Origin of the sequence: Halomicroarcula saliterrae (assembly GCF_031624395.1) — an archaeon.
Lineage (GTDB): Archaea > Halobacteriota > Halobacteria > Halobacteriales > Haloarculaceae > Haloarcula > Haloarcula saliterrae.
This window is the reverse complement of the sequence record NZ_JAMQON010000001.1, coordinates 1,185,262-1,210,949: the sequence shown is the minus strand read 5'-3', so window position 1 is coordinate 1,210,949 and position 25,688 is coordinate 1,185,262. Positions and strand designations below refer to the sequence as shown.

Below are 25,688 nucleotides of genomic sequence, written 5' to 3'. Positions count from 1 at the left end.
ACTACCTCCCCGGGCAGCGCCGCGAGGCCGCGACAGAAGTGGAGGAAACCGGAAGTGGGCGACTGTTCCATCGTACACTCGGGTAGTAGGCGGATACCTATAGACCCGTTCAGAAATTCTTACACGTCGGCCGAGAACTCACTGGCTACCGCTGGATTTCACGGTGTGCAAACCTTTCACGACACGAAAGCTGTTTGTGTTCGGCGGGCCAGCGGCCGGTATGGAGGAGACGCTGGCGGAAATCGAGTTCCTCGCGCTCTCGCCGAACCGGGTCACGGTTCTGGAACGCCTCGCCGAAGGGGGCCACAGTCGGTCCGAACTGGCCGAAGCGACCGGCGCCTCTCAGGCCACGCTCGGCCGGATACTCGGTGACTTCGAGGAGCGCGACTGGGTGACCCGAACCGCGGGCGGCTACGCCGCGACGGCGACGGGCCGGCTGGTCGCCGAGGGGTTCCGGGACCTGCTCGACGTGATGGCCGCAGAACGCGAGCTTCGCAGCGTCGTCACCTACCTCCCGACAGAGGCGATGGAGTTCGACTTCCGCTCGCTCGCCGACGCGAACATCGTCACGCCGACGGAGACACGACCCAACGCGCCGCTCCAGCGGCTGCTGGCGCTCCTGCGGGAAGCCGACTCCGTGACGGCGTTCTCCCACGCGCTCAACGACCAGAGTCTCTCCGTCGTCGCGGACCGACTCGGCGAGCAGGCGTTCGAGGCGGTGCTCACGCGCGGGGCGGTCGACTCGCTGACCGCGGACGACGGGCTCAGGGAGCGGCTCCGGACCGTCGTCGCCGCCGAATCGGCGGGTATCAGGGTGTACGACGGCGAGATACCGCTGGCCGTCACTATCGCCGACGACGTCGTGAACCTCCTGGTGCGGGACGACCGCGGGGTGGTACAGGCCTCGGTCGACACCGCGAACCCCGCGGTCATGGAGTGGGCCGAACGGCGGTACGAACACTACCGCGGGCGGTCCGAGCCGCTGACGCTCGACTCGCTCGGCGAGTAGTCACCGAACCCGCCAGACGTCGTCGCCGGGGAGGAACCGACCGAGCTCCGCCTCCTGGCGGTAGTCCGTCGCCAGTAACGCCGTCAGGGCGGCCACCAGCGCCTCCTCGTCGTCGTCGGTCCACTCGGCGGGTTCCTTGATGGGGTAGACGAGCCAGCCGCTGCCACGGACCTCCGTCGCGTGGAGCGTCTCCATCTCCACGTCGTCGGCGCGCTCGGCGGTCATGTTCGCGAAGACGTGTCTGGTCGCCCGTTCGCCGACCGGAAGGAGGACGTGGGAGGTGATCGCCCGTACCTCCGTATCGAAGAGGGGCTCGTGGTCGGCGTAGTCGTCCTCGGTCGGGTCGCGGTCCCCACAGAGGAACAGATACGAGAGGTACGTCTTCTCGACAGTCGGCGGCGTGCCGGACTCGGAGAGGAGGCCGCCCGCCACGAGCGCTCGCTGGAGTCGCTCGGCGGCCGGGGTCCCGGTAAACGGGATGCCCGACTCGCTGCCGCCGTGGACCCGTGGGTTGTCGCCGATGACGTGGAAGTCCGCGTTCGCGTCGCCGTACCCCGGAACGAACGGCTCACACGGCGGCTCGAAGCCAAACGGGTTGTGCAGCGTTGCCGTGATGTTCTTCACGGACGGTGTGAGGAGCGAGGCGCTCAAAACTTCGACGGTTTGTGCAACGACTCGTCGGTAAGACCGGGGGTGGGGACGATGGGGCAGCCTACTCGCGTGCCGCCGCCTGGGCTCTCGCCTCGTCGAGCCACGCCGGCGGCTCGACCGACGTGGACCCGACCTCGCTCGTCCGGACCGACTCGGTGACCGTCAGGGTCCCGCTCTCGCGCTCGACGGTGAAGCGCAGCCGCTGGTAGGCCACGTAGCCGCGCTCGTCGACGACGTAGGTCGCGTTGAACGCGGTCACCGTTTCCGGGTCGACGCTGTCGTAGACGCCTTCGCCGAGGGCCGAAAAGGACGTGACGACGTACACCGTTCCGCTGACACCGTCGACCGTTCCGGGTCCGCGCCGTTCGAGCGCCGAGTCGGCCACCAGCATCGGGGTGAGCGCCTCGCTCTCGTTTATCGGCTGACTTCGCTGCGGGCCGTAGTACAGCTCGCCGCCAGCGTACCGCTCGTACGTCGTTCCGTTCTCGGTTCGGTAGCGGACGATGCCGTCACCGCCCAGGGGGTCGAGGCGCTCGAAGGCCCGCCCGCGCTCGAACGCTACCCGCAGCAGCGTGGTCTGGGTCAGCGTTTCCGACTCGGTTCCGTTCGCAACGGGCCGTGTGATGAGGGTGGTGCGATTGACGGTCGCGCTGCCCGCAACCCGAACCGTCGGTTCGTGGCTGTCGAGGAACGACTGGGGTACTGACGCCCCGTTCGCGGGCGTGCCCGGCTCGGTCTCGGTCGTCGGACCGGACGGCGGGGCCTGACAGCCGGCGCCGAGGGCGAGCAGCGCGAGCAGGACGACGAGTGAACGGTGAGTGAACGGCGGTTGCACGATTGGTTCACTCTCTATCTACTGGGATATAAAAGTTCGAGCCGCCAGCGTGGCCTGCACGGCGACCCCCTCTCCGGGCAACGCTTTTCTCACCCGGCCCCCACGCACCGGTATGTTCTGGTCCCGGACCGGTGACACCAGATGAGCCACGAGGACCGCGTCGAGGACCTCCGCGAGCGCAAGGCGGCCGCAGAGCGCGGCGGCGGCGAGGAGCGCGTCGAGGCCCAACACGAGAAGGGGAAACTCACCGCCCGTGAGCGCATCGACTACTTCCTCGACGACGGCAGTTTCGTGGAAATCGACGCGCTGCGAGAGCACCGCTCGACCAACTTCGACATGGAGGAGAAACACGTCCCCGGCGACGGCGTCGTCGTCGGCTACGGCAAAGTCAACGGCGAGCGGGTCTACGTCTTCGCCCACGATTTCACCGTCTTCGGCGGGTCTCTCGGGGAGGCGTTCGCCGAGAAAGTCTGCAAGGTGATGGACAAGGCCATCGAGAACGGGTCGCCCATCATCGGCCTCAACGACTCGGCCGGCGCGCGCATCCAAGAGGGTATCGACTCGCTGGCGGGCTACGCCGACATCTTCCACCGGAACCAACAGGCCAGCGGCGTCGTCCCGCAGATATCGGCCATCATGGGACCGTGTGCCGGCGGCGCGGTGTACTCGCCGGCTATCACGGACTTCGTCTACATGGTTGAGGAGACCAGCCACATGTTCATCACCGGGCCGGACGTCATCGAGACGGTCACCGGCGAGGAGGTCGGCTTCGACGAACTGGGCGGGGCGAACACCCACGCCACAGAATCCGGCGTCGCTCACTTCACCACCGCAGACGAGAAAGACGCGCTGGACGACATCCGCTACCTGCTCTCGTACCTCCCGCCGAACAACGTCGCCGACCCGCCCCGGGTGGAGCCCTGGGACGACCCCGAGCGCCGCGACGAGGGGCTCGTCGACACGGTGCCCGACGCCCCGCAGAAGCCGTACGACATGACCGAGGTTATCGGCAGCGTCCTCGACGAGGACTCGTTTTTCGAGGTGGCCGAAGGGTTCGCCCGCAACATCGTTACCGGCTTCGCGCGGCTGGACGGTCACTCGGTCGGCGTCGTCGGCAACCAACCCAGAGTCAACGCCGGCACGCTGGACATCGACGCCTCCCGCAAGGGCGCACGCTTCGTCCGCTTCTGTGACGCGTTCAACATCCCCATCGTCACCTTCGTCGACGTGCCCGGGTTCATGCCCGGCAAGGACCAGGAACGCAACGGCATCATCACGCACGGCGCGAAGCTGCTGTACGCCTACAGCGAGGCGACGGTGCCGCTGCTGACGGTCATCACGCGCAAGGCCTACGGCGGCGCCTACGACGTGATGGCCTCGAAACATATCGGCGCGGACGTCAACTACGCCTGGCCGATGGCCGAGATAGCGGTGATGGGGCCCCAGGGCGCGGTGAACGTCCTCTACAGCGACGAACTGGTCGAGGCCGAGGACGTCGAACAGCGTCGCCAGCAGCTCATCGACGAGTACCGCGACGCCTTCGCCAACCCCTACACCGCCGCCGAGCGCGGGTTCGTCGACGACGTGCTGGAGCCACAGGACACCCGTCCGCGGCTCATCTCGGACCTCGAGTTGCTGCGGGGTAAACGGAAAGACCAGCCCGACCGGAAACACGGCAACATCCCGCTGTAGCGGCGGCTCGTTCCCGCCGAGAACTGCCTTCGAGGGGCGTGGTTCCGCCTAGTTTTATGAGGTGAGTCTCGGTATGACCGAGTATGTTTGATAAGGTGCTCGTTGCCAACCGCGGTGAGATCGCGGTTCGCGTCATGCGCGCGTGCGACGAGTTGGGCATCGGGACAGTCGCGGTCTACTCTGAGGCGGACAAACACTCCGGTCACGTGCGGTACGCGGACGAGGCGTACAACGTCGGGCCGGCCCGAGCGGCCGACTCGTATCTCGACCAGGACGGGATAATCGCGACTGCCCAGCAGGCCGACGCCGACGCTATCCACCCCGGCTACGGCTTCCTCGCCGAGAACGCCGACTTCGCCCGCAAGGTCGAGGACGCCGACGGACTCACCTGGATCGGCCCCGCCGGCGACGCCATGGAGAAGCTGGGCGAGAAGACGAAAGCCCGCAACATCATGCAGGACGCCAACGTGCCCATCGTCCCCGGGACCACCGACCCGGTCGAGGAAGCCGAGGCCGTCGTCGAGTTCGGGGAGTCGAACGGGTTCCCCGTCGCCATCAAAGCCGAGGGCGGCGGCGGCGGCCGCGGGATGAAAATCGTCCACAGCCCGGAGGAGGCCGAGGAACAGCTGGAATCGGCCAAACGAGAGGGCGAGGCATACTTCTCGAACGACTCCGTCTATCTCGAACGCTATCTGGAGAACCCGCGCCACATCGAGGTCCAGATTATCGCGGACCACGACGGCAACGTCCGTCATCTGGGCGAGCGTGACTGCTCGCTGCAACGACGCCACCAGAAGGTCATCGAAGAGGGGCCGTCGGCGGCGCTGTCGGACGAACTCCGCGAGAAAATCGGCGAGGCCGCCCGTCGCGGGGTGCGAGCGGCCGACTACTACAACGCCGGCACCGTCGAGTTCCTCGTCGAGGAGGACCCCGAGCGCGGGCCCGACGAGGTGCTCGGGCCCGACGCGAACTTCTACTTCCTCGAAGTGAACACACGCATCCAGGTCGAGCACTGCGTCACCGAGCAGATCACGGGTATCGACATCGTCAAGTGGCAGATTCGGGTCGCACAGGACGAGAACCTCTCGTTCGAGCAAGACGACGTCGAAATCGAAGGCCACGCGATGGAGTTCCGTATCAACGCCGAGAACGCCGCGAAGGACTTCGCGCCGGCACAGAGTGGCGAACTGGACGTGTACGACCCGCCGGGCGGTCCCGGTGTCCGGATGGACGACGCGCTCCGACAGGGCGACGAGCTCGTCACCGACTACGACTCGATGATCGCGAAGCTCATCGTCTCCGGCAACGACCGGGACGAGGTCATCGCCCGCGGGAAGCGCGCGCTGGCCGAGTTCGAGGTCGAGGGGTTCCCGACGGTCATCCCGTTCCACCGGCTGATGCTCACCGACGAGCAGTTCGTCAACTCCACGCATACGACGAAATATCTGGACGAGACGCTGGAACAGGAGCGCATCGAGGCCGCACAGGAGAAGTGGGGCACGGAGACCGAACCCAGCGAGGAGGGCGAAGCTGAGGTCGTCGAGCGGGAGTTCACAGTCGAGGTAAACGGGAAGCGCTTCGACGTCGACCTCGAAGAGCACGGTGCCCCGCCCATCGATGTCGGTGACGTAGACACCAGCGGCGGGACCGGTCCGCAGCGACCCCAGGCCGGTGGTGGCGGGTCCGGCGGCGGCAGCGGCGGGGGTTCCAGCGCCGAGGGGCAGGAGGTCACCGCGGAGATGCAGGGCACTATCCTGGAGGTGACCGTCGACGAGGGCGACGAGATCGAGGCCGGCGACGTGCTGTGCGTGCTGGAGGCGATGAAGATGGAAAACGACATCGTCGCCGAGCGGGGCGGCGTGGTCAACGACGTCGCTATCGGTGAGGGCGACTCGGTCGACATGGGCGATCTGCTCTTTGTTATCGGGTCCGACTGAGGTTATTTCCAGTTTCGGCCGGAAACACTATACCTCGGTATATTCATGTAATATCATGCGTAAAAACCGTGTTAGCGCCGTTCTGGCGGTCGGGCTCGTGGTTTTGCTGTCCGGTTGTCTGGGCGCCTTGTTCGGTACTGGAGCGACCTTCGTGGCGAGTGAGGCCACGGTCGCCGACCACGAGTCGGCGGGCTTCGAGCAGAACAAGACCACGTGGATAAACGAGACGCGGACCTACGAAGCAGCCGGACAGGAACGAGAAGTGACGGTGTCGAGCATCGCCAACGTCTACTTCAACGAGAGCGTGTCCGACGGCACGCCCCGTGCCGCCTTCGCCGTCGTCAGCACCCCGACGGTCACCGTCGCGGGGGAGCCCCGGAACCCGGTCGGTGAGTGGAGCGACGAGAAGATAATCCGGCAGTTCAGCGGCGAACTGAACGAGTACGGTGAAATCGAGAACCTCACGGAGGCGGGCAGCGAGAACGAGACGATGCTCGGTACCGACACGCCGGTGACCCGGTTCAACGCCACTGTCGACGAGGGCGACAACGAGACGCGCCAGGTCGCCATCCGCGTCACGACGGTCGAACACGAGGGCGACTACGTGCTCGCGTTCGGTGTCTACGACAGTGAGGACGCGGCCAGCGCCGCGGCCGTCGGCGACCTGTTCACTCGCGTGGAACACTGACCGCAGCGAACCACGCGGCTCGACCGACACACGCGTTTTTCGGTATTTTCGCGGCCATCACGCCCGTTGGAATCCGGGTTAGATATGGTACGTAACAGGTCACAAACCCTATAATAAACGTCTCTCCTACTCCCCGCAATGAGACTCAGACGGGTCGGTGCCGTCGTCGCGGTCGGGGTGCTGTTGACGGTGGCCGGCTGTACGCAACTGCTGTTGGAAGAGGAGACCGCTTTCGTCGCGGCGGAAGCGAACGTCACGGACGCAGCGGAGGTCGGATTCACGCACAACACCAGCGAGTGGCAGAACGTCTCTCGGTCCGCCGAGGCCGCCGAGCAAGAGCGGGAGGTGACCGTCTCGAACTGGGAGACGGCCTACCTCAACCGGAGCGCCGACGGCACGCCCGGGGCGGCGTTCGTCGTCGTCAGTTCGCCGCAGGTCCGGCTGGCCGGTCAGGAGCTGAACCCGGTCGCCGACTGGTCACAGCGGGACCTCTTGACGGAGTTCTCGGACCAGTTCGACCAGTTCGGTAATCTGAGTAACGTCGAGGAACGGGAGACCCGGCAGATGACGATGGTCGGGAAAGAGGCCGACGTACGGGTCTTCAACGCGACCGTCCGAGACGATGGCGAGACCGACGACGTGGTGGTCAGCGTCGCGAAAGTCGAACACGAGGGCGACTACGTCGTCGCAATCGGCGTCCGGGGGCTGAACGGCGCCGAACTGGGGACGACCGACGGCACCACCGAGTCGCTCGTCCGACGGGTCGAACACTGACGGGCGCTTTTTTACGTTCCCGGGCGAACCGGGTCCTATGCACGAGACACGCGAGCGGGTGCTGGCTGCGATCGCCGACGGGCCTGTCTCCGGGCCCGACCTCGCCTCGGCTCTCGACGTCTCCCGGGCCGCCGTCTGGAAACACGTCGAAGCCCTCCGTGAGGCCGGGTTCACCATCGCGAGCGACGACGACGGGTACACGCTCTCCGGCGTTCCCGACTTCGGCGGCCCGGCGGTAGAGTACGGCCTCGACGCGCCCTTCGACGTCGAGTACCACGACGCGATTCCGAGCACCAACGCGCGGGCCCGTGACCTCGCGGGCGAGGGGACGACGGACGTGGTCGTCCTCGCCGACGAGCAGACGGGCGGGCGCGGACGGCTGGACCGCGAGTGGCACTCCCCCAGTGGCGGTATCTGGCTCTCGGTCCTGTTCCGGCCCGACGTGCCGATGGCTGGGACGCCGGTGTTCACGCTCGCGGCCGCCGTCGCTGCGACGCGGGCCGCCCGCGAGGCGGGCGTCGAGGCGGTCATCAAGTGGCCAAACGACGTGCTCGTCGAGGTCGACGGCGAGGAGCGAAAGCTCGTCGGCATCCTCACCGAGATGGAGGGCGAGGCCGACCGGGTGTCCTGGGTCGTCGTCGGTATCGGCGTCAACGCGAACGTCGACCCCGACGACATCCCGGCCGAAACGGCCCCGACCAGCCTGTCGGCGGTCCGCGGCGAACCGGTGGACCGTCGGCGGTTCACCCAGCGGCTCCTGGAGGCGTTCGACACCGTCGGGAGCGACCCCGACGCCGTTCTCGACTCGTGGCGCGACTACTCGACGACGCTCGGTCGGGCGGTCCGTATCGACACGTCCCAGGGGACGGTCACCGGTGAGGCCGTCGACATCGAGTATCCGGGGTCGCTCGTGGTCGACACCGGCGAGGAGCGCGTCACCGTCGCGGCCGGCGACTGCGACCACCTCCGGCCGCTATGACTCGACCGGTTCGACCTGCCGGTCCGGCTCGCTGACCGGGACGGTCACCACCGGTACCGGTGAGGCGCGGACGACGCGTTCGGCGACGCTCCCGAGCAACAGCCTGTCGATACCGCCGCGACCGTGGGTTCCCATGACGATGCTATCACAGCCCCGCTCTTCGGTGTACGCGACGATCTCCCTGCTGGGGTTGCCGTCCCTGACGGCGGTCTCGACGGACCTGTCGCCGACCATTTCCTCGAACTCCGCCACCGCCGCCTCCCCCTCCTCTTCGAGCAGTTCGGTGACACCCTCCCACGTCGTCTCGACCGGAAGCGTCGCGAAACTGCCCGTGTCGATGACGTAGAGCCCGTGGAGCTCCGCGTCGTGGACGCTTGCGAGGTCCAGCGCGTGGTCGACGACTGACTGCATGCTGGGCGAACCGTCTGTCGGCACCAGTATCCGGTCGTACATGCCGTACTGTTGGTGTGCCGACAGCTTAGTTTTTGGTATGCGGTACCACGCCACCCCGCGCGCCTATCCGGGCAGCACGACCCGCTCGACGTCGGCGGTTTCGGCCCGGCGAACGACGGCGCGGACGGGGTCGTGGACGCCACTGAGGTTGTCGGAGTCCCCGTCGAGGACGACCAGCTTTGCGGGGCGCCCGGGCTCGATGAGCCCGCAGTCGAGCCCGGCGATTTCGGCCCCGTTGACGGTCGCCATCCGCAACACCTCGGTAGCGGACCGGTCGTAGAGCTTCGACGTGAACTCCATCTCGCGGAACATCGACGGGCTGTTGAGAAAGACGTTGTCCGTTCCGAGTGCGACCGTGGTCCGCTCGTAGAGCGCGTCGACCGGCGGCCGGCCGACGCCGGTCACGAGGTTCGACCGCGGGCAGACGACCACGGGCATCCGGCTGTCGGCGACCCGTTCGAGATGTAAGGCCTCGGCGTGGACCATGTGGACCAGAAAGTCCGGGTCGAGGTCCAGCGCCGGATTGATGTCGGAGCTGTCGACCTCGCCGGCGTGGATGCCAAAGAGCTTGCCGGCCTGTCGGGTCGCCCGCCGCACGGCGCCGAACTCGGCGTCGTTGGCCCCGCTGGCCCCGAACCCGTCCGCGACTTCCATCGCCTCGACGGTCCCCCGGCCGAGGACGACACTCTCTAGGTCCGCCCCCGAAAGGGCCGCGCTGATAGCGTGGACGCCCTCGACGCCGCCCTCGCGGAACTCGACGAACGCCCCCGTGCCGGACTGTTCCATGTACGACAGCGACCGGGCCATCGCCGCGACCAACTCGTCCCGGTCGGCCTCCCGAAGCAGCCGGTGTTTCAGCCCGTCCGGCGGCGCGACCAGCGCTTCGAGCGAGAGCCCCTCACCGGCCTCCTTGGCGATGGAGTCGCCGAGGTGCGTGTGGGCGTTGACGAACGCCGGACAGACGATGGCGTCGCTGTCGACGCTCGCTTCCTCGACGGCGGTGATTTCGCCGTCCTCGACGACGACGCGGCCTTCGACCGGCTCGAACTCCCGGCCGCGGAGGACGGTTCCCTCGACGATCATACGCGAACGTCGGCACGTGGCTCAATTAAACTCATCGAGGGTCGCGTGGATACCGCGTCGCACGTCCCGGACGCGGGTGCCGTCGAGGTCCAGTCCGAGCTCGCGGATGGCCGCTTCGCCGACGCGCTCGCTGTCGGCCGCCGGCGCGTACACCCCGAGGCGCCACTGATCCCGCTGGGCGGCCCGGATGGCGTTTACCAGCGTCGACTGCTCGCCCAGTCGTCGCACCTCGCCGTTGACGAGGACGCGACTACTGGACTCGGTCATCGACGGGGCCGCGGGGACATCGAGGACGACCGCCTCGGGGACCACGTTGGCGGCGGCGGCTATCTCCCCTTCCATCTCGCGGATACCGTCGTGGTCGGCGTCGAGCAGCTCGTCGGGCACGGCCGTCCGCTCGGCCCACACCGCCCGCTTGAACAGGTCGCGCTCGCTCAGCCGACGGGCGTACTCGCTGGTGGCCTCGCTCGTGCGCAGGCCGACCAGCAGGTCGCAGTCGTCCCACCGGCGCAGTTCCTCGGCTGTCACGTCGGTCTCGCGGAGCAGCGTCTCGGTCCCGCGGCGAAGCATCGACTTGGCGATGCGGGCGACGTGGTGGGCGTAGACAGTTGGGTTCATCAGCGCCCGGGCGAGCAGGAGCGATTCGGCCGTCTGGACGTTCCCCTCGTCGAGGACGAGTTCGCCGTCGACAAACCGCAGCTCGCGGACGAGGCGCTCGTGGTCGATGGTCCCGTAGGGGACGCCGGTGTGGTGGGCGTCCCGGACGAGGTAGTCCATCCGGTCCACGTCGAGTTCACCGGAGACGAGCTGCCCGAGCTCTCCGTCTCCGCCCACCAGGCCGGCGACGTTCCCCGGGTCGAGGTCGTGGGCCGCGAGGACCTGCGCCACCTCGCCGCGGTCCAACAGCTCGGCCACGTCGTCGTGGTACTTCCCGGTCTTGCGGTGGATTATCTCCTCGACGTTGTGGCTGTACGGCGAGTGGCCCACGTCGTGTAGCAGGGCGGCGGCCCGCACCCGCTCGGCCTGCTGGCCCTCGATACCGAGATGGCCGAGCGCCCGGTCGGCCAGATAGTAGACCCCAAGCGAGTGCTCGAAGCGGGTGTGGTTGGCCGACGGGTAGACCATCGTCACCGTCCCGAGCTGCTTGACCCGACGCAGCCGCTGGACTGGTGGCGTCTCCAGCAGGTCGGCGGCGACGCCCTCGACCGCGATGTGGTCGTGGACGCTGTCCTTGATAGTCGTCATTACCCAGTCGTTCGCCGCCATCGGCCAAAACAGTACTGTCGGCCCGACCGTTACAGCCGCGCGACGGCCCCCAACAGGGCCAGCAGTTCGTCTTCCGTCGCGTTGCCTGCGCTGACGGCATCCATCGGGTCCCGCCCGTAGCCCTGTACCGTCTGGACGGCGCGCTCCGGCCCGTAGTCGCGGTTGTAGACGAGCCACGCCGCAAGCACCTGCCCGGTGCGGCCGATACCGGCCAGACAGTGGACGACGACGGGCTCTTCCGCGGCTCGGCTCTCGGCCAGAAACGGGAGTATTTCCTCTGTCAACAGCGGTTCGGGCACCAGCCGATGGTCGGGTACCGGCGCGTGGCGGACGCTCGACTCGCCGAAGGCGTCGGTGTAGCGGTCGAGCACGCCCCCGCACTCGTCGAGTTGACAGCCCGAGAGCAGACAGCAGACCCCTTCGATACCTTCGGTTCGCATGAACCGGACCCAGTCGTCGATAGCGGCGTCGCGGTCGGCGGCTGAATGCCACCCCGGCGTGCAGGCTCCGTAGACGAACGCCTCGTCCGGGGCGGCGGGCGCGAATCGGTGTGCGTTCACGGTGAGAGACCCCTTCACATGTACCCAGTTAGGCGACACTATTGAGTCTATCCGCGCAGTTCTCAGCAGTGATTCTCAGACGACTGATACGAAGCGGGTAGGCAGCGGGGGTCGTCACGTGAGTCAGTCGCCGACCCCGTTTGTTACTCGGTAATTACGTCGACAGGGCGCCTATCAGCCCGATACCGTTCGTGTCGGTTTCGTCAATCGGAACTTCGTGTGACCTACCCGTGCATCACAGGAGCTTCGCCTGGATGTACTGGTCGATTATCTCAGTTTCATAGTTATTGAGCCCTTTGAAAATAGTCTGTATAATTTCAGCGGCGGAAACGAGAGCTATGCTCTCGTAGAATCCGACTGTTAGTCGGGCAGATCAATATTTTTTGCTTCCATTGCTGCTCGCGCATCGGTGAGTCCTCGTGTTATGTTCTGGAACCAATCCGCTCGCTTCAAATCTGGATAGGACTCTATAGCGGTTTCGTGCCAACCACGAATCGTCTGATATATTTCTTGCACGAAAGCAGTCATCTCAATCCGATCTGGTTCATAGTCTCGTATGTCATCTGGGACACCATCAATTGTTTCGGCCACCTCAACAGTGGTTCCGGAGTCCATAGGTGTCAATGTGATATCTCCAGTATCGAGTTCGGTGTGTACACTCTCACCATCTAATAACGCCGGAATCCCTATGAGAAGGTCTACCATCATCTCATCAAGCAAACTGACTTCTCGGTACGGTTGCTCCGAGTAGTCGTCTTCATCGCCGACCAGAATTCGGATATCGCCTGCAGGCGGAGTTCCATCTTCGAGCCAGCCCGCAGCATCCGCTGGACTAGTGACATCTAGCGTCCACTCGTTTGCATTTTCCGTTCCCATAGGTGACTATTTTATCCAGCCAACGTCGTTTTCGGAGACGTATTTCCAGACGGATGGCCCTCGTTTCGGGTACGCTGTTCGAACTCGCCCGTTACGAATAACGACTCGGATTGATTCCACACCAGTCTGTTCGACAAACTCAGAACTAAACCCATCGTAATTGAACGCGTCTTGCTCAGTAGTCTTTGTATCCTTAACAGCTTGATAAACACTCTCTCGGATATCACGGCGTGACATTGTGTTTGGCAGAGTTTCATCTCCGACTGATTGGCCGACTGGCCAAAAATCAGTCGCCTCTTTATCGTTTAGCTGCCGTCCCTCGATATGCCGCCCCTCGAGATAGGACCAACCAGTATCTTTCTGGGCCCCGTCGGGGTCGTATCTCCCCTGTTCGAGCCATCGAGTATTACCATTACCATCTTTAGCGACTAACTGGGTCGAGCTCAGGTCGCCTCGGTCACCAATCCCGGTGAGATCTGCTGCAACGATATTGTCATCGAAGAGTTCACTCCTGTCTCTGGATTCGATAATCTCCGTGAGACGCCTGACGTCGGCTTGGTCCATCTCACCACTCTCGAGGAGTTCGCGCATCCGCCGGACATCAGCTGTTTCAAGATCACCGTCGTCAAGTTTGCTCCAGTCGAGATCGATCAAGGATTCTCTTAGATCATCTTCGAGATCGTCAGGAAGGTCGGGACAGCTCCCACCGCTCTGGGCAAGACTTGACGGCTGCGCTTCAACCGAGTAGTACCGGTCGGTCCCGAGCGCAACTGCACCGTTGAGCGATGGCGCACCACGAGTCCCACAGGGCGAGACAACGGCATCGAACGTGTCCGAGTCCGACCGAGCGGCGAATTCGACCGTGTCGTCACCGTTGCGTTCCAGCAGGTCGTCGAACTCATGCTTGCCGTCTGCATCCAGCTCGTCGTACCGGTGCTGAACCGTCTCGAGTTCGCTACTGTCGATATCGCCCTCCTCGTACGCTCTCTGGAAGCGCCACTGGGTCGTGCCGATTTCCTCGGGGACGACTACCCGGCTCGTGCCGTCGTTGCCCTTGATGACGAAGTTTGAGTTGCCGTCCCGGTGACGGGCCAGCGATTCGCCCAGTTCGCGCTTTTCGCCATCTGAGAGCCCTTCGATGGCGTCACGGTCGACGTCGCTGCGGTGGAGGCGCTTGGCGACGCGAATCTGCTGGCCGACGGAGTCGACACCTCCGACGATGCGCCGGCCCCCGTCGCCGCTGAACCCCAGCCCGGCTTTGATTCCGCGTGAGAGGTGATACCGCGAGATTCGGACGGGGGCTTTCCCTTTGTCCGCCGCTCGCTGGGCGAACCGAGCCGCTTGGCCGATACGGGTCTTGCTGAGACTGCTGGCCAGGTCCTGGAACTTGTCCGTGCTCTTGATAGCGCGGCTGATCTGGCCGCCCGGCTGTATCATCTCGACGACGAACCAGAACGTGTAGCCGGCGTACCAGCCGTCTCGATAGTTCTCGTAGCCTTCGTCTCCGGGGTCGTGTATGTTGTTCTGCTTCTGTTTCGTCTGAATCGTTCCGGGATACGCCGCGATAAGCTCCGGGAGGTTCTCGATCTGGTTGACGACCGCGAGCGTATCCTCGATATACGCCTCGGGGTCAGTTATCATGTACCGAATCGCTTCGAGCGACTCGCCGGCGCCCGTCGTCATCCCCGACATGACCGCGAGGCGGAACTCGACTTCCGCGGTGGTCAGATTCTTCTCGCTGAGGCGCTCCGTGAGAATACCGAAGATGTCTTTCTGCTGTCGGGCGAACTTCGTCGAATTGGCGCCGTTCTCGTTCTCGGCTTCGACGAGTAGCGTCGCCCCGGTGAACAGGTCGAGTATCGTTTCGACCTCCCCGGTATCGATGTACATCTCGCCGGAGAAGTGTTCCCCCGAGACGTCGACCCGTTTTTCGACGTTCCCGTCTTTCACCAATCGCACTTCGCGGAGTCCCCGCGGATCCTGGACGTCGAGGGTTACCGTGTAGTTGCCGTCCCAGCTACCGGACGGCTTGTTGAAATCCGTACCGTAAATGTCGATTTTGGGCGGGCTTTTCTCGAATATCGTCGGGTCGTACCCGGCCAGACCGGCGTCGACATCTTTCGCCTCATCACCGGTCGTATCCACCTTTCGCGGGTGGGTGCCGAGTTTTCGTTCTTCGATGTCAGCGAGGTCGCCGTCGGTGTCGTTGCGGAGCGGGTCCGTCGTGACCCACTCGGTGGTCATGTAGGTCTCCCGTGCCCTGACGATCGCTCCGAGGGCGGAGTCCTCGCCGTCGTCAGCCTTCCCGATGGCTTTGAACAACCGTCTGGATGCCTCTTCAGACTCCGTATAGGCAATCTCCCAGCCGCGGAGCTGTTCGCGGTCGGTCAGCCCGTCACCGGTGGAGTCGACGCGGCTCGGGTTCGCGATTGCATCGGTCACCTCGGCCTCGACGACCGGGTCCGCACCGCCGTCGACTACCTCCCACTCCACGTCGATGAGCCGGTGGTCGTGGATGCCGTTCCCGCTCGTGTCACGCTCGGTGGGGTCGAGGTTTATCGGGTCCCCCGCCGCGTCCGAGCCGTCATCGGGCATCTGGAGGTCGGCTTCGGCCACGGCGTCAGGGATGCAGTCGTCGTCGCTGTCCTCGAGTCGGAGCTCCGGACACGGGTGGGTGTGGCCGAGTGTCCCCTGCTGGACGCGCGAGCCCTCGCTGGTCGCCGACCCCGCCGTGTCGAACGCGTACAGCGCGCCGTCGTTCGCACCGACGTACAGCGTCCCGTCGACAACGACAGGGGAGGACCGAACCGAACCGGTCGGCGTGTCGAACGTCGCTGTCTCTCTGCCAGTCTCCGCATCGATTCCGTAGACGGCGGAGTCCTCGCTGCCTACGTAGACAGTCCCGCCAGCGACTGTGGGCGAGGAGAAGACGTCCTCCGGCCCTTCGGACGGGAGCTCGCTGAAGGCCCACTCGAACGTTCCGTTGGCTGCCCCGACGGCGTAGAGCGTCTCGTCCTCGCTACCGACGTAGACGGTGTCGTCGTGGACCGTCGGCGAGGAAGCGACGGGACCGTCGGGCTCGTTGAACGACCAGTCGCGCTCGCCCGTGGTCGCGTCGACGGCGTAGAGCGTCTCGTCGTCGCTTCCCACGTAGACCGTGTCTTCGTGCACCGTCGGCGAGGAAAACAGCGGGCCCTCGGGGTCGTCGAACTGCCAGCGCTGTCGGCCGGTCCAAGCGTCGAGGGCGTGGAGCGTGCCCTCGGTCGTTCCGACGTACACCGTGTTGTCGACGACAGTGACCGACGAGGCGACAGGCCCAAACGACCCATCTGAAGCGACAGAGGGGCCGCTCACAGAGTCACCCAGTGGCTGTCCGACGGAGTCGTCGACGCCGTCGAAGCGCCATTCGAGCGCCCCGCTCCCGGTGTCGACCGAGTAGACGGTCGCGTCAAGTCCGGCGACGTAGACGCTCCCGCCCTTGACCGTCGGCGAGCCGTATATCCAGCTCGACGGCTGCTCGAACCGCCACTTCTCCTCGCCGGTGTCGGCGTCGATTGCGTAGAGCGTCCCATCGTGGGACCCGGCGTAGACGACGCCGTTGTCGACGGCGGGCGACCCGGTGACAGCGCCAGCGGATGCGTCGAAGGCCCACTCCCGCTCACCGGTGTCGGCGTCGACGGCATAGACCGTGCCGCTGTTCGTGCCCACGTATGCGGTGCCGTCGATGACGGTGGGAGAGGATTCGATCGGACCGCGCGACTCGTCGAAGCGCCAATCGAGCGTCGAATCGTTGGCCGGGTCGACGGGCGTCTGCTTGGTCTGTCCCGGCAGCCGCTGGGTTATGGCGGCGTTCAGTGCGTCCGTTTCCGTGTCTGTCAGGCTGTCAGCCTCCAGCGACGGACTCCGGACCGGCGTCTGTTCGCCGAAGCCGCCTGCGGACACAGGGTGGGCGACGAACGATGTCACCAGCAGAAGAGCGAGACAGACCGCAGACAGGCGATAGCGGGAACCATTCATGACAGCTAACTGCTACGGTAGGGTATTAATCAGTTCCGATTGAGTAAAATTAAATCTAGAAAAATATAAATTAGATGCAATTTGACTGGTACTATGGGTTTCCAGGACTGGAAATGGATCGGCGAGACGGAGTACTTTCAGCAGAGCGAAGAGAAGGCCTATCAGGGCGATCTGTCGCTACGTATCGATCGGCAACGAGATTACCGTACCGAAAACATGGCTGTTCTCAAACAGTCGATAGACGACGAACCGAGCGAAGCGCGGCTGGAAACACATTTCTATTCGGACGGAGGAGTCAACTCGTTTGGGATGGTTTTCAGGTGGCAAAATGAGGATAATTTCTACGCGGTTGACGGTCGTACATTAACATCCGGTGGACGAACCCAGAACATCGGATTATATAAAAAGATCAACGGGCAGGACAACAATATAACCCGGATTGGTGGCCAGAACACCCACCCGGACGACGATACGTGGACACAGTTCCGCTGCACGGCGTTCATCACAGAGGGTGACCTCCACGTGCGACCGGAGTTCCGTAGCCCGTCAGGTGAATGGGCACGGTACAACGACGACAAAGATCTGATAGACCCCGACCCAGAACTGGAGGACGGCGGTGGTGTGGGGATGGTATTCTACAACCCCTCAAGCGCTGCTAGGGGGACAGACAGTTTCTATCTCGATCAGACCCGCATCTACTACGATCAATGACGATCGGTCCGTTGCTCCGGCGCCGGGAAGTCCTGGCCAGTGCAGTCGGCGTCGGTCTGGGCGGTGGAGCAGCTGCACGAGGGGTATCCCAGAGTGACGGATCACAGAGTGGGCAAAACCAGCTGAGCGTCTCGATTCGCACGGACGAGCCCTCGGTCGGAACAGTCGTGCAGATAGATGTCTCGGCGGCGGACGAATACACCGAGGCGGTCGAGACGTGGTCGATAGTCTTCGGCGATGGCGAGGCCGAGCAAAGCGAGACGCTGGAGCGGCTCGGAACGAGCAGCGAAGACGGCGTCCCCGGAACGACGACGGTCACGCTCTCCCACGTTTACAACGCCGCGTCCGAGTACATCATCCGTGTCGTCGCCGAGGAAGCCGATGGCTCACGGACCGAGGCGACGGATTCCTTCGATGTCGTTCGAAGGGGGAATCTGGTTTTCACCGAGCTGTGGACGCCCGACATCATGAACTCCTTTTCGGACATGGAGCGCGTACACGGTGACAACTGGGCGCCCGATATCATGGACTCGTTCCCGGGTGGGACACTCGTCACAGAGGAATACTGGACGAAAGACATCGGAGAGAATCAGAAGTACGAGTTGATCCATCAGGAGGGCTGGGAGTCCGACGTTCAGGGGAACTTCGACAACGCCGTACTCGTCCACGAGGACAGCTGGGAGTCGGACCCGGAAACCGTACTGGAGATTGCCGCGCTCGATGCCCCTGAACAGGTCACCTCGGACGGCACCGCGACGATCGAGGTGACGGTCCAGAACTTGGACGACGAGAGCAACGGGGCCGAACTGGTCATCGAGGGCGACGGGCAGTCGCTCCTCTCGGAAGATATCGAGTTGGGCATGGGTGAAACGGTGACCCGGACAGTCACCTGGGAGCTGGGCGGTGACCACATCGGTACTGTTCCGGTGGAGGCCACGTTCGGCTCGGACTCGGCTACCGCGGATATCGAAATCGGAGACCAGTCGACGCTCCGTATCGAGGACCCCGACGGCGGGAACGACGGCATCGACCGGGACTACGAGTTCGGCGTCACCGGGAGCCTCGAACAGACCGACAGCGTCAACGACGGCGATTCCGTCGATGGGACCAGCGCCACCGGCACGGTCAACGGAAACACCGACGAGTACGTCTACACTGGTAACCTGGCGTACTTCGGCAGCAAAGGAGCGACCCTCTTCATCGACGGGGAGGAAGTCGACCCCGGGACGGTCGCAGAGAAACACACCATCATCATCGACGAGACGGCGGAGAAGAAGGCGAGTTACGAGTTCGAGGTCGGCGGGAACGCCGAGTTGGGCGCCTACGCCGGCGGGTTCTCCGACTCCGTCGACGGGACCACCGTCTCAGGCGCGGCCGATGGCTACCACGACAGCTATCGATACACCGGAGAGGTAAGCGGCTGGACGACCAGCGGCGACGGCGAGTTGACCGTCTACGTCGACGGCTCGGAGGTCGATACCTCGACGCTCACCGGGTAGGGGCCGTACAACGGCCAACGTTCGATTCCCGGATGTGATCGGACGGCGTATCTGAGTGAGCGTCGGCCAGAAAATCCGCTTGCCATACTCGGTGCCCACTGCTCGGGCGCCTTTCCGACTCTCTACGGGCTTTTCTGCCGACCTGAGCACGACTGGGGTCACAGGGCCACGTTTATACCGGCCGTCTCCCCTACGTCGGCGTATGGTGACTTTCCTCGCCGGCGGGACCGGCACGCCGAAGCTGCTGGCCGGCGCGGACGACGTGTTCGCGCCGGAGCGAACGACGGTTATCGCGAACACCGGCGACGACGTGGAGCTCGGCGGCCACCTCGTCTGTCCCGACCTCGACACCGTCCTGTTTCTGGACGGCGGAGTGCTCGACCGAGAGACGTGGTGGGGTATCGCCGACGACACCGCGGCGACTCACGACGAGCTCCACCGGCTGGCGGACGCGGCCGACCTGCCGACCGGGCCGCAGTATCTCCCGGCCGACGCCCAGACTGCCGGGCGCGATATCGCCCGCCATCGCCGCTTCTCCGGCGTCGCCGAGTTCATGCACATCGGGGACCGGGACCGCGGGGTCCACGTCACGCGGACCTCGTTGCTTGACGCGGGCCACTCGCTGACCGAGGTGACCCGGCGGCTGGCCGACGCCTTCGGCCTCGACCGAGAACTGCTGCCGATGAGCGACGACCCCGTGGCGACGATGATACACACGCCACAGGGACCGATGCACTTTCAGGAGTGGTGGGTCGGCCGGGACGGTGAGCTGGCCGTCGATGACGTCCAGTTCCGGGGCGGCGACCGAGCAAAGGCGACGGACGCTGTCCTGAACGCCCTCGACGACCCCGTCGTCGTGGGCCCCTCGAACCCCGTCACGTCGCTGGGCCCCATGCTGGCCGTCGACGGCATCCGCGAGGCGCTGAGCGAGACTCCCGTCGTCGCCGTCTCACCGTTCGTCGAAGACGAGGTGTTCTCCGGTCCGGCCGCCGACCTCATGGACGGCGTCGGCCGCGAGCCGAGCACGGCCGGCGTCGCGGCCGCGTATCCGTTCGCCGACGCGTTCGTCCTCGATAGCGCGGACGGAACCGCGCTGGAACGGCCCGTCGTCCGGACGGACACGTCGCTCGACGACGAATCGGACTCCGAGCGCGTGGCTCGCGCCGTGGCCGACGCGCTCGCGGAGGTGGCCTGATGTTCCGGCCGCGGGTGGCGCTGGCGAGTCTCAGCGGCGAGGCCGACGCCGCGTGGGCCGAGGCGATGGCGTCCCACGTCGGCTGTGCCTTTCTGGGCGGTATCGCGCTCGATGGCTCGACACGGGACGCCGCCCAAGCGATGACCGACCGCGACCGCTCGGAGTTCCTGCCCGCGGACCCGGTCGGGTTCGTCGACGCCCAGCTCGGGGCGTTGGCCGACGCGCCGCTCAGGCCGGGGTACAACGTCCGCAGCGCCACGCTCGGCCCGCTCCGCGACGCGGCCGAGGTCTGTCGGGCTCACGACGCCATCCTCGAACTCAACGCTCACTGCCGACAGGACGAGATGTGTGCCGCCGGCGCCGGTGAGAGCCTGCTCCGTGAGCCCGACCGACTCGCCCGGCAGGTCCGGACGGCAGCCGAGACGGACGCTGCCGTCTCGGTGAAGGTCAGGGCGGAAGTCGACGGCGTCGCCCTCCTCGAACTGGCTCGTCGCCTCGAAGCCGCCGGCGCGGACGCGGTCCACGTCGACGCGATGGACTCGGAGTCGGTGGTCGCCGCACTCGCTGACGCGACTGACCTGTTCGTCATCGCGAACAACGGTGTCCGCGGGCCGGCAACGGCACGAGAGTACTTCGAGTACGGCGCCGACGCTGTCAGCGTCGGCCGCGCGAGCGACGACCCGGAGATACTGAGAGCGGTCCGGGAGACGGCCAACGAGTGGGTCGCCCGGGGGGCCGGCAGATGAGCGACCGGACGCCCGTTCAGAACGCCGAACTGGCGCTGTTGCTGGAGGTCACCGGCACGCCAAAACCCGGCAACGTCGACCGGGACCGGGAGTTCTCGGACCTGCGGTTCGAGCATTTCATGGCCGGCGCGGTGGGCGCACGGCCCGGACTGGAACGCGCTGGCGCCGGTGACCGCCTGGGCCGCGCGTTCGAGCGGGCGGTCGCCGGGATGGCCGACCAGTCGGCCGGGAACACGCAGTTCGGCGCGCTGCTGGTGCTCGCGCCGCTGGTCGCCGCCGCGAGCGACGGGGAGCTGACCCCCGATTTCGTCGATAGCGTGGTGCGTGGGACCACTGTCGACGATGCGGCCGATTTCTATCGGGCCTTCGAGCACGTCGACGTGGCCGTCGACGACCCGCCCGACGGGCTGGAGCCTCTGGACGTTCGCCGCGGGAGCGACGCGGTTCCGGTTCTGGAAGCGCGCGGGCTGACGCTGTTCGACGTCATGGAACAGAGCGCCGACGTGGACGGGGTCGCGGCCGAGTGGGCCGGGCAGTTCGAGCGCGTCTTCGCGGCCGCCGAGCGGATACTGGCCGACGACGGGCCGGTCTCCGAGCGCGCTTCACGGGCGTTCGTCGAACTGCTGGCCGAGGAACGGGACACCTTCGTCGTCACGCGCAACGGTCCCGAGGCCGCCGAAGAGGTACAGCGACGGGCCAAGGCAGTCCTCGACGGCGACGAAGACGCGGCGGAGTTGGCTGATGACCTGGTCGAACGGGATATCAACCCCGGGACGACGGCCGACCTCGTGGCCGGCGCGCTGTTCGTCGCCCTCGAACGGGGGCTGGTCGTCTGATGGGCGACGAGAAACCGGAGTGGCCGGCCGACCTGACCGGTGTCACCGAGTCCGTCGTCACGACGCTCGGCCCGAACGAGCTGTGGAACGTGGCTGCGCTGGGACTGCACGGGCCCGAAGCTGACGGGCCGGTGACGGCGACGACGTGGGGTCGGACGCGGACGTGGCGGAACTTCCGCGAGCGCGGCGAAGCGTACGTGCAGTTCACGCGTGACCCCGTGGACTTCGCCGAGGCGGCGCTGTCGGTGCGTGAGGAGACCGAGCCGGTCCTGCCGAGCGCCGATGCGTGGGTCCGGGTCAGTGTGGAGCGACTGGCCGACGGCGAGGAGGGTGACACCCAGTGGGTCGAGTGGGCGCTCGTCCCCGAGGAAGCCACTGTCGAGCGTCGCGTGGTCCCGACGACGAACCGCGGCCACGCCGCCGTCGTCGAGGCGACCGTCGCGGCCTCACGGCTCGACGTGTCGGCCTACGACCGCGAAGCGTTGCTGGAGCGGCTCGCGTACTTCGAGTCGGTCGTCGAGACGGCCGGTAGCAAACGGGAACGGGCCGCCTTCGAGCGGGTCAGGGAACTCGTCGACGCGGAGTGGGAGAGCAGGCGACACCGATGACTGAGCCGGCCCGAGGCCGGCGGGCGGTGACGTGCTGTGTCGCACAACCGCTTGACACGCCACCCGTGGCGTCAGGTCACGAGCACTCTGGTCCCCTTCCGGGTGATAAACGTTCGCGTCCGGTCCGGAAGTCGAACCCTTTTTGAACACCAGCTAGCAACATTGGCGCATGGCAATCAAGCCCGCCTACGTCAAGAAGACAGGGAGACTCATCATGGAGAAATACCCCGACGCCTTCGGCGCCGACTTCGAGCACAACAAGGAGGTCGTCACCGAGGTCACGAACATCGAGTCCAAGGGCGTGCGCAACCGCATCGCCGGATACGTCACGCGCAAGTACAACCGCCCGGTCGAAGCGTAATCCCGTCTTCTCTCTGTCTCACGTCGTCGCGTAGCGGCCGCGCTACTGGTCGGGCTGGGCCTGTGCCGTCGTGCTGTCGGACTGGCGCTTGCGGTGGATGATACCCTGCATGTTGGCGACCTGAGCGGCGATTTCGCGGAACGCCTCGCCGGTCTCGTTGTCCTCGTCGAGGACGAGCGGCTCGCCGCTGTCGCCGCCCTCGCGGACACCGGGGTCCAGTGGCACTTCGCCGAGGAACGGCATGTCCGTCTCCTCGGCGAACTCGCGGCCGCCGCCGCTGCCGAAGATATCGTGACTGCCGCCACAGTCCGGGCAGGCGAACGTCGACATGTTCTCGACGATACCCAGAACGGGCGTCTCGTGTCGCCCGAACATCCGCAGCCCCTTCCGGGCGTCGTCGAGGGCGACCTCCTGTGGCGTGGTGACGATGACGGCCCCGGAGACGGGCACGCGCTGGAGCATCGTCAGCTGCGTGTCACCGGTGCCCGGCGGCAGGTCGACGATCATGTAGTCGAGTCCGCCCCAGAGCACGTCGTTCCAGAGCTGCGTGAGGACGTTGTCGACCATCGGGCCCCGGAAGATGACGGGGTCGTCCTTACCGACGAGGAAGTCCATGCTCATCAGCTTCATCCCGTACTTCTCGACCGGGATTATCTCCTCGTCCTCGGTCGCCTGCGGCGACTCGTCGGCGTCGAGCATCCGGGGGACGTTCGGGCCGTACACGTCGGCGTCGAACAGGCCCACGCGAGCGCCCAGACGGGAGAGCCCTGCCGCGAGGTTGACCGCGATGGTCGATTTGCCGACGCCGCCCTTGCCGGAAGCGACGGCGATGACGTTCTTGACGTTCGGCAGTGGGTCTTCCGCTTCGCTGACGCCGCGGTCGACGCTGGCCGAGAGGTCGATCTCCCTGTCGAGGTCGGAGAGGGCCTCCCGGACCTCGTTTGCCATGCCCGTCTCGGTCGGCGAGTAGGGCGCGCCGAGCGCGAGGTCGACGCGTATCTCGTCGTCGGTCACCTCGATGCTGTTTACGAGTCCGAGCGTGACGATGTCGTCGCCCAAGTCCGGGTCCTCGACGGCCCGAAGCCGTTCGCGAACGTCGTCTTCGTTCATACGTCGGGTAGGCCGTGGAGGTGCGATAAGGATTGTGACACGGCTACCTGTCCTCGCGCCCGTCGCCGGCCAGATGTTCCGAACCGTCGGACGGACCGCGAGTTAGCGGTGGATTTGGAACAATTTTGGGACGGAACCACCGTTTTATGTTACTGCACCGTGAACCCTCAGCTGTGTTAGAGGATGGACACGGCCGCGAGGTCTCGCAGGTGCGCGTCTCCCTGACCGACCGGTGTAACTTCGACTGTGTCTACTGTCACAACGAGGGGCTGGGGGACACGCGCGGCCCGATGGATGCCCAGGACCACGAGATGGAGGCCGACGACGTGGTTCGGTTTCTGGAGGTCGCCCGGGAGTTCGACGTCGAGGCCGTCAAGTTCACCGGCGGCGAGCCGATGCTCCGGGGCGACCTGGCGGAGATAATCCGCCGGACGCCCGACGCCATGGAGGTGTCGATGACGACCAACGGTACGTTCCTCCCCGGGCGAGCGCCCGACCTCGTCGACGCGGGGCTCGACCGGGTGAACGTCTCACAGGACGCCATCGACCAGGAGGCCTTCGCCGAGATAACCAAGAGCGGGGCCTACGAGCAGGTCATCGAGGGCGTCGAGGCCGCACTCGACGCCGGGCTGGACCCGGTCAAACTGAACATGGTCGTCTTCGAGCCGACGGCGGGGTACGTCCCGGAGATGGTCGACCACGTCGCGGAAAACGACGGCCTCCGCCTGCAGCTCATCGAGTACATGCCCGAACTCGTCGGGCGGCCCGAGTGGGCCATCGACATCGGGCGGGTCCACGACTGGCTGGCCGAGCAGGCCGACCGCGTCGAGACCCGCGAGATGCACGACCGCAAGCGCTACTGGGTGAGCGCCGACGAGGGCGACGGCGAGGGGATGGTCGAAATCGTCGACCCCGTCGAGAACACTGACTTCTGTGACAACTGCCATCGCGTGCGCGTGACCCACGACGGGAAGCTGAAGGGGTGCCTGAATCGGACGGACGACCTCCGGTCGATGGGCGAGATGACCCGCGCCGAGATCCGCGAGACGTTCCGCGAGACGGTCGAAAACCGGGTCCCCTACTACGGCGAGTACATGGTCCAGACCGACGACGGCGAGTGGGTCGTCAACGAGGAGTACATCGATAGCGGCCCGGTCGCGGAGCCGATGGCCGCCGACGACGACTGAGCCCGACACCGGCCGGCGGCGGACTACCGGGACGGCCGGCGGAAGGTGTACGAGGCGGCCTCGTCGTCGGTCGAGACGTATATCTCGCCGCTGTCGTGGTCGAATTCGATCGTCTCGGCCGGGCCCTCGAACAGGTGTAGCGGCATCCCGCCTTCTACGTGACCCTCGGGGTCGACCGAGACGTAGGTCGACTGGCTGAACTCGGTGACGAGTGTCCCGTCGGGCGACTCGGTTACCCTGTCCTCGCCGGCGAACTGTTCGAGGTGGCGCCGCAGCGCCTCTCGGTCGGTCGGGTCCACGGTCGTCCCGCCGTCGGTGATACCTCCGGGAACCATACCCGGCTGTTGGGCCCCCGCCCACTACACCGTTGTGCCAGGGCGAGACACGGGCACGAGTCACGCGGTCGCGGCCCTTCGTTGCGTTTAAATACAACCCCGGAATACGTTCTGACAGACTCGTGTAGGGGGACCGGCTCCCGAGTCCGCGTGCCGCGGGCGCGAGTATCAGACAGCGTGTGTCGTGGTAGCCAAGCCTGGCCCAAGGCGCAGGGTTGCTAACTCTGTGGCGTACAGCCTCCTGGGTTCGAATCCCAGCCACGACGCTCACCCAACCGAT

The 25,688-nt window shown here is 65.7% G+C and carries 24 protein-coding genes and 1 tRNA gene; 15 read left to right on the top strand and 10 right to left on the bottom strand.

The window, feature by feature from the left end; genetic code table 11:
* Positions 1 to 220: 220 nt before the first annotated feature.
* The gene (locus NDI56_RS06600) at positions 221 to 1,009 is read left to right on the top strand and encodes a helix-turn-helix transcriptional regulator (protein WP_310918645.1); all 789 of its coding nucleotides are present in this window, start codon (positions 221 to 223) and stop codon (positions 1,007 to 1,009) included.
* Here the strand turns inward: NDI56_RS06600 and NDI56_RS06595 are convergent, their stop codons facing one another.
* Complete coding sequence (locus NDI56_RS06595; RefSeq protein WP_310918644.1) at positions 1,010 to 1,633, bottom strand: uracil-DNA glycosylase family protein; 624 nt, start codon at positions 1,631 to 1,633, stop codon at positions 1,010 to 1,012.
* An 88-nt stretch (positions 1,634 to 1,721) separates the two neighbouring features.
* Positions 1,722 to 2,495, bottom strand: coding sequence for a DUF7537 family lipoprotein (locus NDI56_RS06590; protein ID WP_310918643.1), 774 nt, complete (start codon positions 2,493 to 2,495; stop codon positions 1,722 to 1,724).
* A gap of 141 nt (positions 2,496 to 2,636) precedes the next feature.
* Here NDI56_RS06590 and NDI56_RS06585 point away from each other — a divergent pair, with 141 nt between their 5' ends.
* The 5 genes from NDI56_RS06585 (at position 2,637) to NDI56_RS06565 (ending at position 8,565) form a co-directional block, all read left to right on the top strand.
* Complete coding sequence (locus NDI56_RS06585; protein WP_310918642.1) at positions 2,637 to 4,187, top strand: acyl-CoA carboxylase subunit beta; 1,551 nt, start codon at positions 2,637 to 2,639, stop codon at positions 4,185 to 4,187.
* An 83-nt stretch (positions 4,188 to 4,270) separates the two neighbouring features.
* The gene (locus NDI56_RS06580) at positions 4,271 to 6,124 is read left to right on the top strand and encodes an acetyl-CoA carboxylase biotin carboxylase subunit (protein WP_310918641.1); all 1,854 of its coding nucleotides are present in this window, start codon (positions 4,271 to 4,273) and stop codon (positions 6,122 to 6,124) included.
* 151 nt (positions 6,125 to 6,275) lie between these two features.
* Entirely contained in the window at positions 6,276 to 6,812 is a 537-nt protein-coding gene (locus tag NDI56_RS06575) for a DUF6517 family protein (RefSeq protein ID WP_310918640.1), read from the top strand.
* 138 nt (positions 6,813 to 6,950) lie between these two features.
* Positions 6,951 to 7,586 carry a DUF6517 family protein gene (locus tag NDI56_RS06570; RefSeq protein WP_310918639.1) on the top strand — a complete coding sequence of 212 codons (636 nt, stop codon included), beginning with the start codon at positions 6,951 to 6,953 and terminating at the stop codon, positions 7,584 to 7,586.
* Between the two features lie 37 nt (positions 7,587 to 7,623).
* Positions 7,624 to 8,565, top strand: a complete 942-nt coding sequence (locus NDI56_RS06565) for a biotin--[acetyl-CoA-carboxylase] ligase (protein ID WP_310918638.1) — start codon at positions 7,624 to 7,626, stop codon at positions 8,563 to 8,565.
* Here NDI56_RS06565 and NDI56_RS06560 read toward each other — a convergent pair.
* The 6 genes from NDI56_RS06560 to NDI56_RS06535 form a co-directional block, all read right to left on the bottom strand.
* Complete coding sequence (locus NDI56_RS06560; RefSeq protein WP_310918637.1) at positions 8,560 to 9,018, bottom strand: universal stress protein; 459 nt, start codon at positions 9,016 to 9,018, stop codon at positions 8,560 to 8,562. The genes NDI56_RS06565 and NDI56_RS06560 overlap by 6 nt on opposite strands.
* A 63-nt stretch (positions 9,019 to 9,081) precedes the next feature.
* On the bottom strand, positions 9,082 to 10,101 hold the full coding sequence (locus NDI56_RS06555) for an amidohydrolase family protein (RefSeq protein ID WP_310918636.1): 1,020 nt from the start codon (positions 10,099 to 10,101) through the stop codon (positions 9,082 to 9,084).
* Between the two features lie 21 nt (positions 10,102 to 10,122).
* On the bottom strand, positions 10,123 to 11,346 hold the full coding sequence (locus NDI56_RS06550; protein ID WP_310918635.1) for an HD domain-containing protein: 1,224 nt from the start codon (positions 11,344 to 11,346) through the stop codon (positions 10,123 to 10,125).
* 50 nt (positions 11,347 to 11,396) lie between these two features.
* Entirely contained in the window at positions 11,397 to 11,927 is a 531-nt protein-coding gene (locus tag NDI56_RS06545) for a protein-tyrosine phosphatase family protein (protein WP_310918634.1), read from the bottom strand.
* Between the two features lie 360 nt (positions 11,928 to 12,287).
* On the bottom strand, positions 12,288 to 12,803 hold the full coding sequence (locus tag NDI56_RS06540) for a hypothetical protein (RefSeq protein WP_310918633.1): 516 nt from the start codon (positions 12,801 to 12,803) through the stop codon (positions 12,288 to 12,290).
* A gap of 6 nt (positions 12,804 to 12,809) precedes the next feature.
* Entirely contained in the window at positions 12,810 to 16,769 is a 3,960-nt protein-coding gene (locus tag NDI56_RS06535) for an outer membrane protein assembly factor BamB family protein (protein ID WP_310918632.1), read from the bottom strand.
* Positions 16,770 to 16,913: 144 nt separating this feature from the next.
* On the opposite strand from NDI56_RS06535, the gene NDI56_RS06530 reads away from it, so the two are divergent.
* From NDI56_RS06530 to NDI56_RS06500, 7 genes are all read left to right on the top strand, one after another.
* A complete protein-coding gene (locus NDI56_RS06530) occupies positions 16,914 to 17,531 on the top strand; it encodes a hypothetical protein (protein ID WP_310918631.1) in 618 nt (205 codons plus the stop codon).
* Positions 17,528 to 19,030 carry a hypothetical protein gene (locus NDI56_RS06525; RefSeq protein ID WP_310918630.1) on the top strand — a complete coding sequence of 501 codons (1,503 nt, stop codon included), beginning with the start codon at positions 17,528 to 17,530 and terminating at the stop codon, positions 19,028 to 19,030. Before NDI56_RS06530 ends, NDI56_RS06525 begins: the two co-directional genes overlap by 4 nt.
* A gap of 202 nt (positions 19,031 to 19,232) precedes the next feature.
* Positions 19,233 to 20,225, top strand: a complete 993-nt coding sequence (gene cofD / locus NDI56_RS06520; RefSeq protein ID WP_310918629.1) for a 2-phospho-L-lactate transferase — start codon at positions 19,233 to 19,235, stop codon at positions 20,223 to 20,225.
* Positions 20,225 to 20,971, top strand: a complete 747-nt coding sequence (locus tag NDI56_RS06515) for a tRNA-dihydrouridine synthase (protein ID WP_310918628.1) — start codon at positions 20,225 to 20,227, stop codon at positions 20,969 to 20,971. The genes cofD and NDI56_RS06515 overlap by 1 nt, the downstream gene beginning before the upstream one ends.
* The gene (locus NDI56_RS06510) at positions 20,968 to 21,807 is read left to right on the top strand and encodes a triphosphoribosyl-dephospho-CoA synthase (RefSeq protein ID WP_310918627.1); all 840 of its coding nucleotides are present in this window, start codon (positions 20,968 to 20,970) and stop codon (positions 21,805 to 21,807) included. The genes NDI56_RS06515 and NDI56_RS06510 overlap by 4 nt, the downstream gene beginning before the upstream one ends.
* Complete coding sequence (locus NDI56_RS06505; protein ID WP_310918626.1) at positions 21,807 to 22,415, top strand: DUF447 domain-containing protein; 609 nt, start codon at positions 21,807 to 21,809, stop codon at positions 22,413 to 22,415. Before NDI56_RS06510 ends, NDI56_RS06505 begins: the two co-directional genes overlap by 1 nt.
* A gap of 169 nt (positions 22,416 to 22,584) precedes the next feature.
* On the top strand, positions 22,585 to 22,776 hold the full coding sequence (locus NDI56_RS06500; protein ID WP_220587714.1) for a 30S ribosomal protein S17e: 192 nt from the start codon (positions 22,585 to 22,587) through the stop codon (positions 22,774 to 22,776).
* 42 nt (positions 22,777 to 22,818) lie between these two features.
* On the opposite strand, the gene NDI56_RS06495 is transcribed toward NDI56_RS06500, so the two are convergent.
* Complete coding sequence (locus tag NDI56_RS06495) at positions 22,819 to 23,886, bottom strand: Mrp/NBP35 family ATP-binding protein (protein ID WP_310918625.1); 1,068 nt, start codon at positions 23,884 to 23,886, stop codon at positions 22,819 to 22,821.
* Positions 23,887 to 24,059: 173 nt separating this feature from the next.
* Here NDI56_RS06495 and moaA point away from each other — a divergent pair, with 173 nt between their 5' ends.
* Positions 24,060 to 25,073, top strand: coding sequence for a GTP 3',8-cyclase MoaA (moaA, locus tag NDI56_RS06490; RefSeq protein WP_310918624.1), 1,014 nt, complete (start codon positions 24,060 to 24,062; stop codon positions 25,071 to 25,073).
* A 23-nt stretch (positions 25,074 to 25,096) separates the two neighbouring features.
* On the opposite strand, the gene NDI56_RS06485 is transcribed toward moaA, so the two are convergent.
* A complete protein-coding gene (locus tag NDI56_RS06485) occupies positions 25,097 to 25,408 on the bottom strand; it encodes a hypothetical protein (protein ID WP_310918623.1) in 312 nt (103 codons plus the stop codon).
* Positions 25,409 to 25,589: 181 nt separating this feature from the next.
* Here NDI56_RS06485 and NDI56_RS06480 point away from each other — a divergent pair.
* Positions 25,590 to 25,674 (top strand) — tRNA-Ser (locus tag NDI56_RS06480).
* Positions 25,675 to 25,688 lie beyond the last annotated feature (14 nt).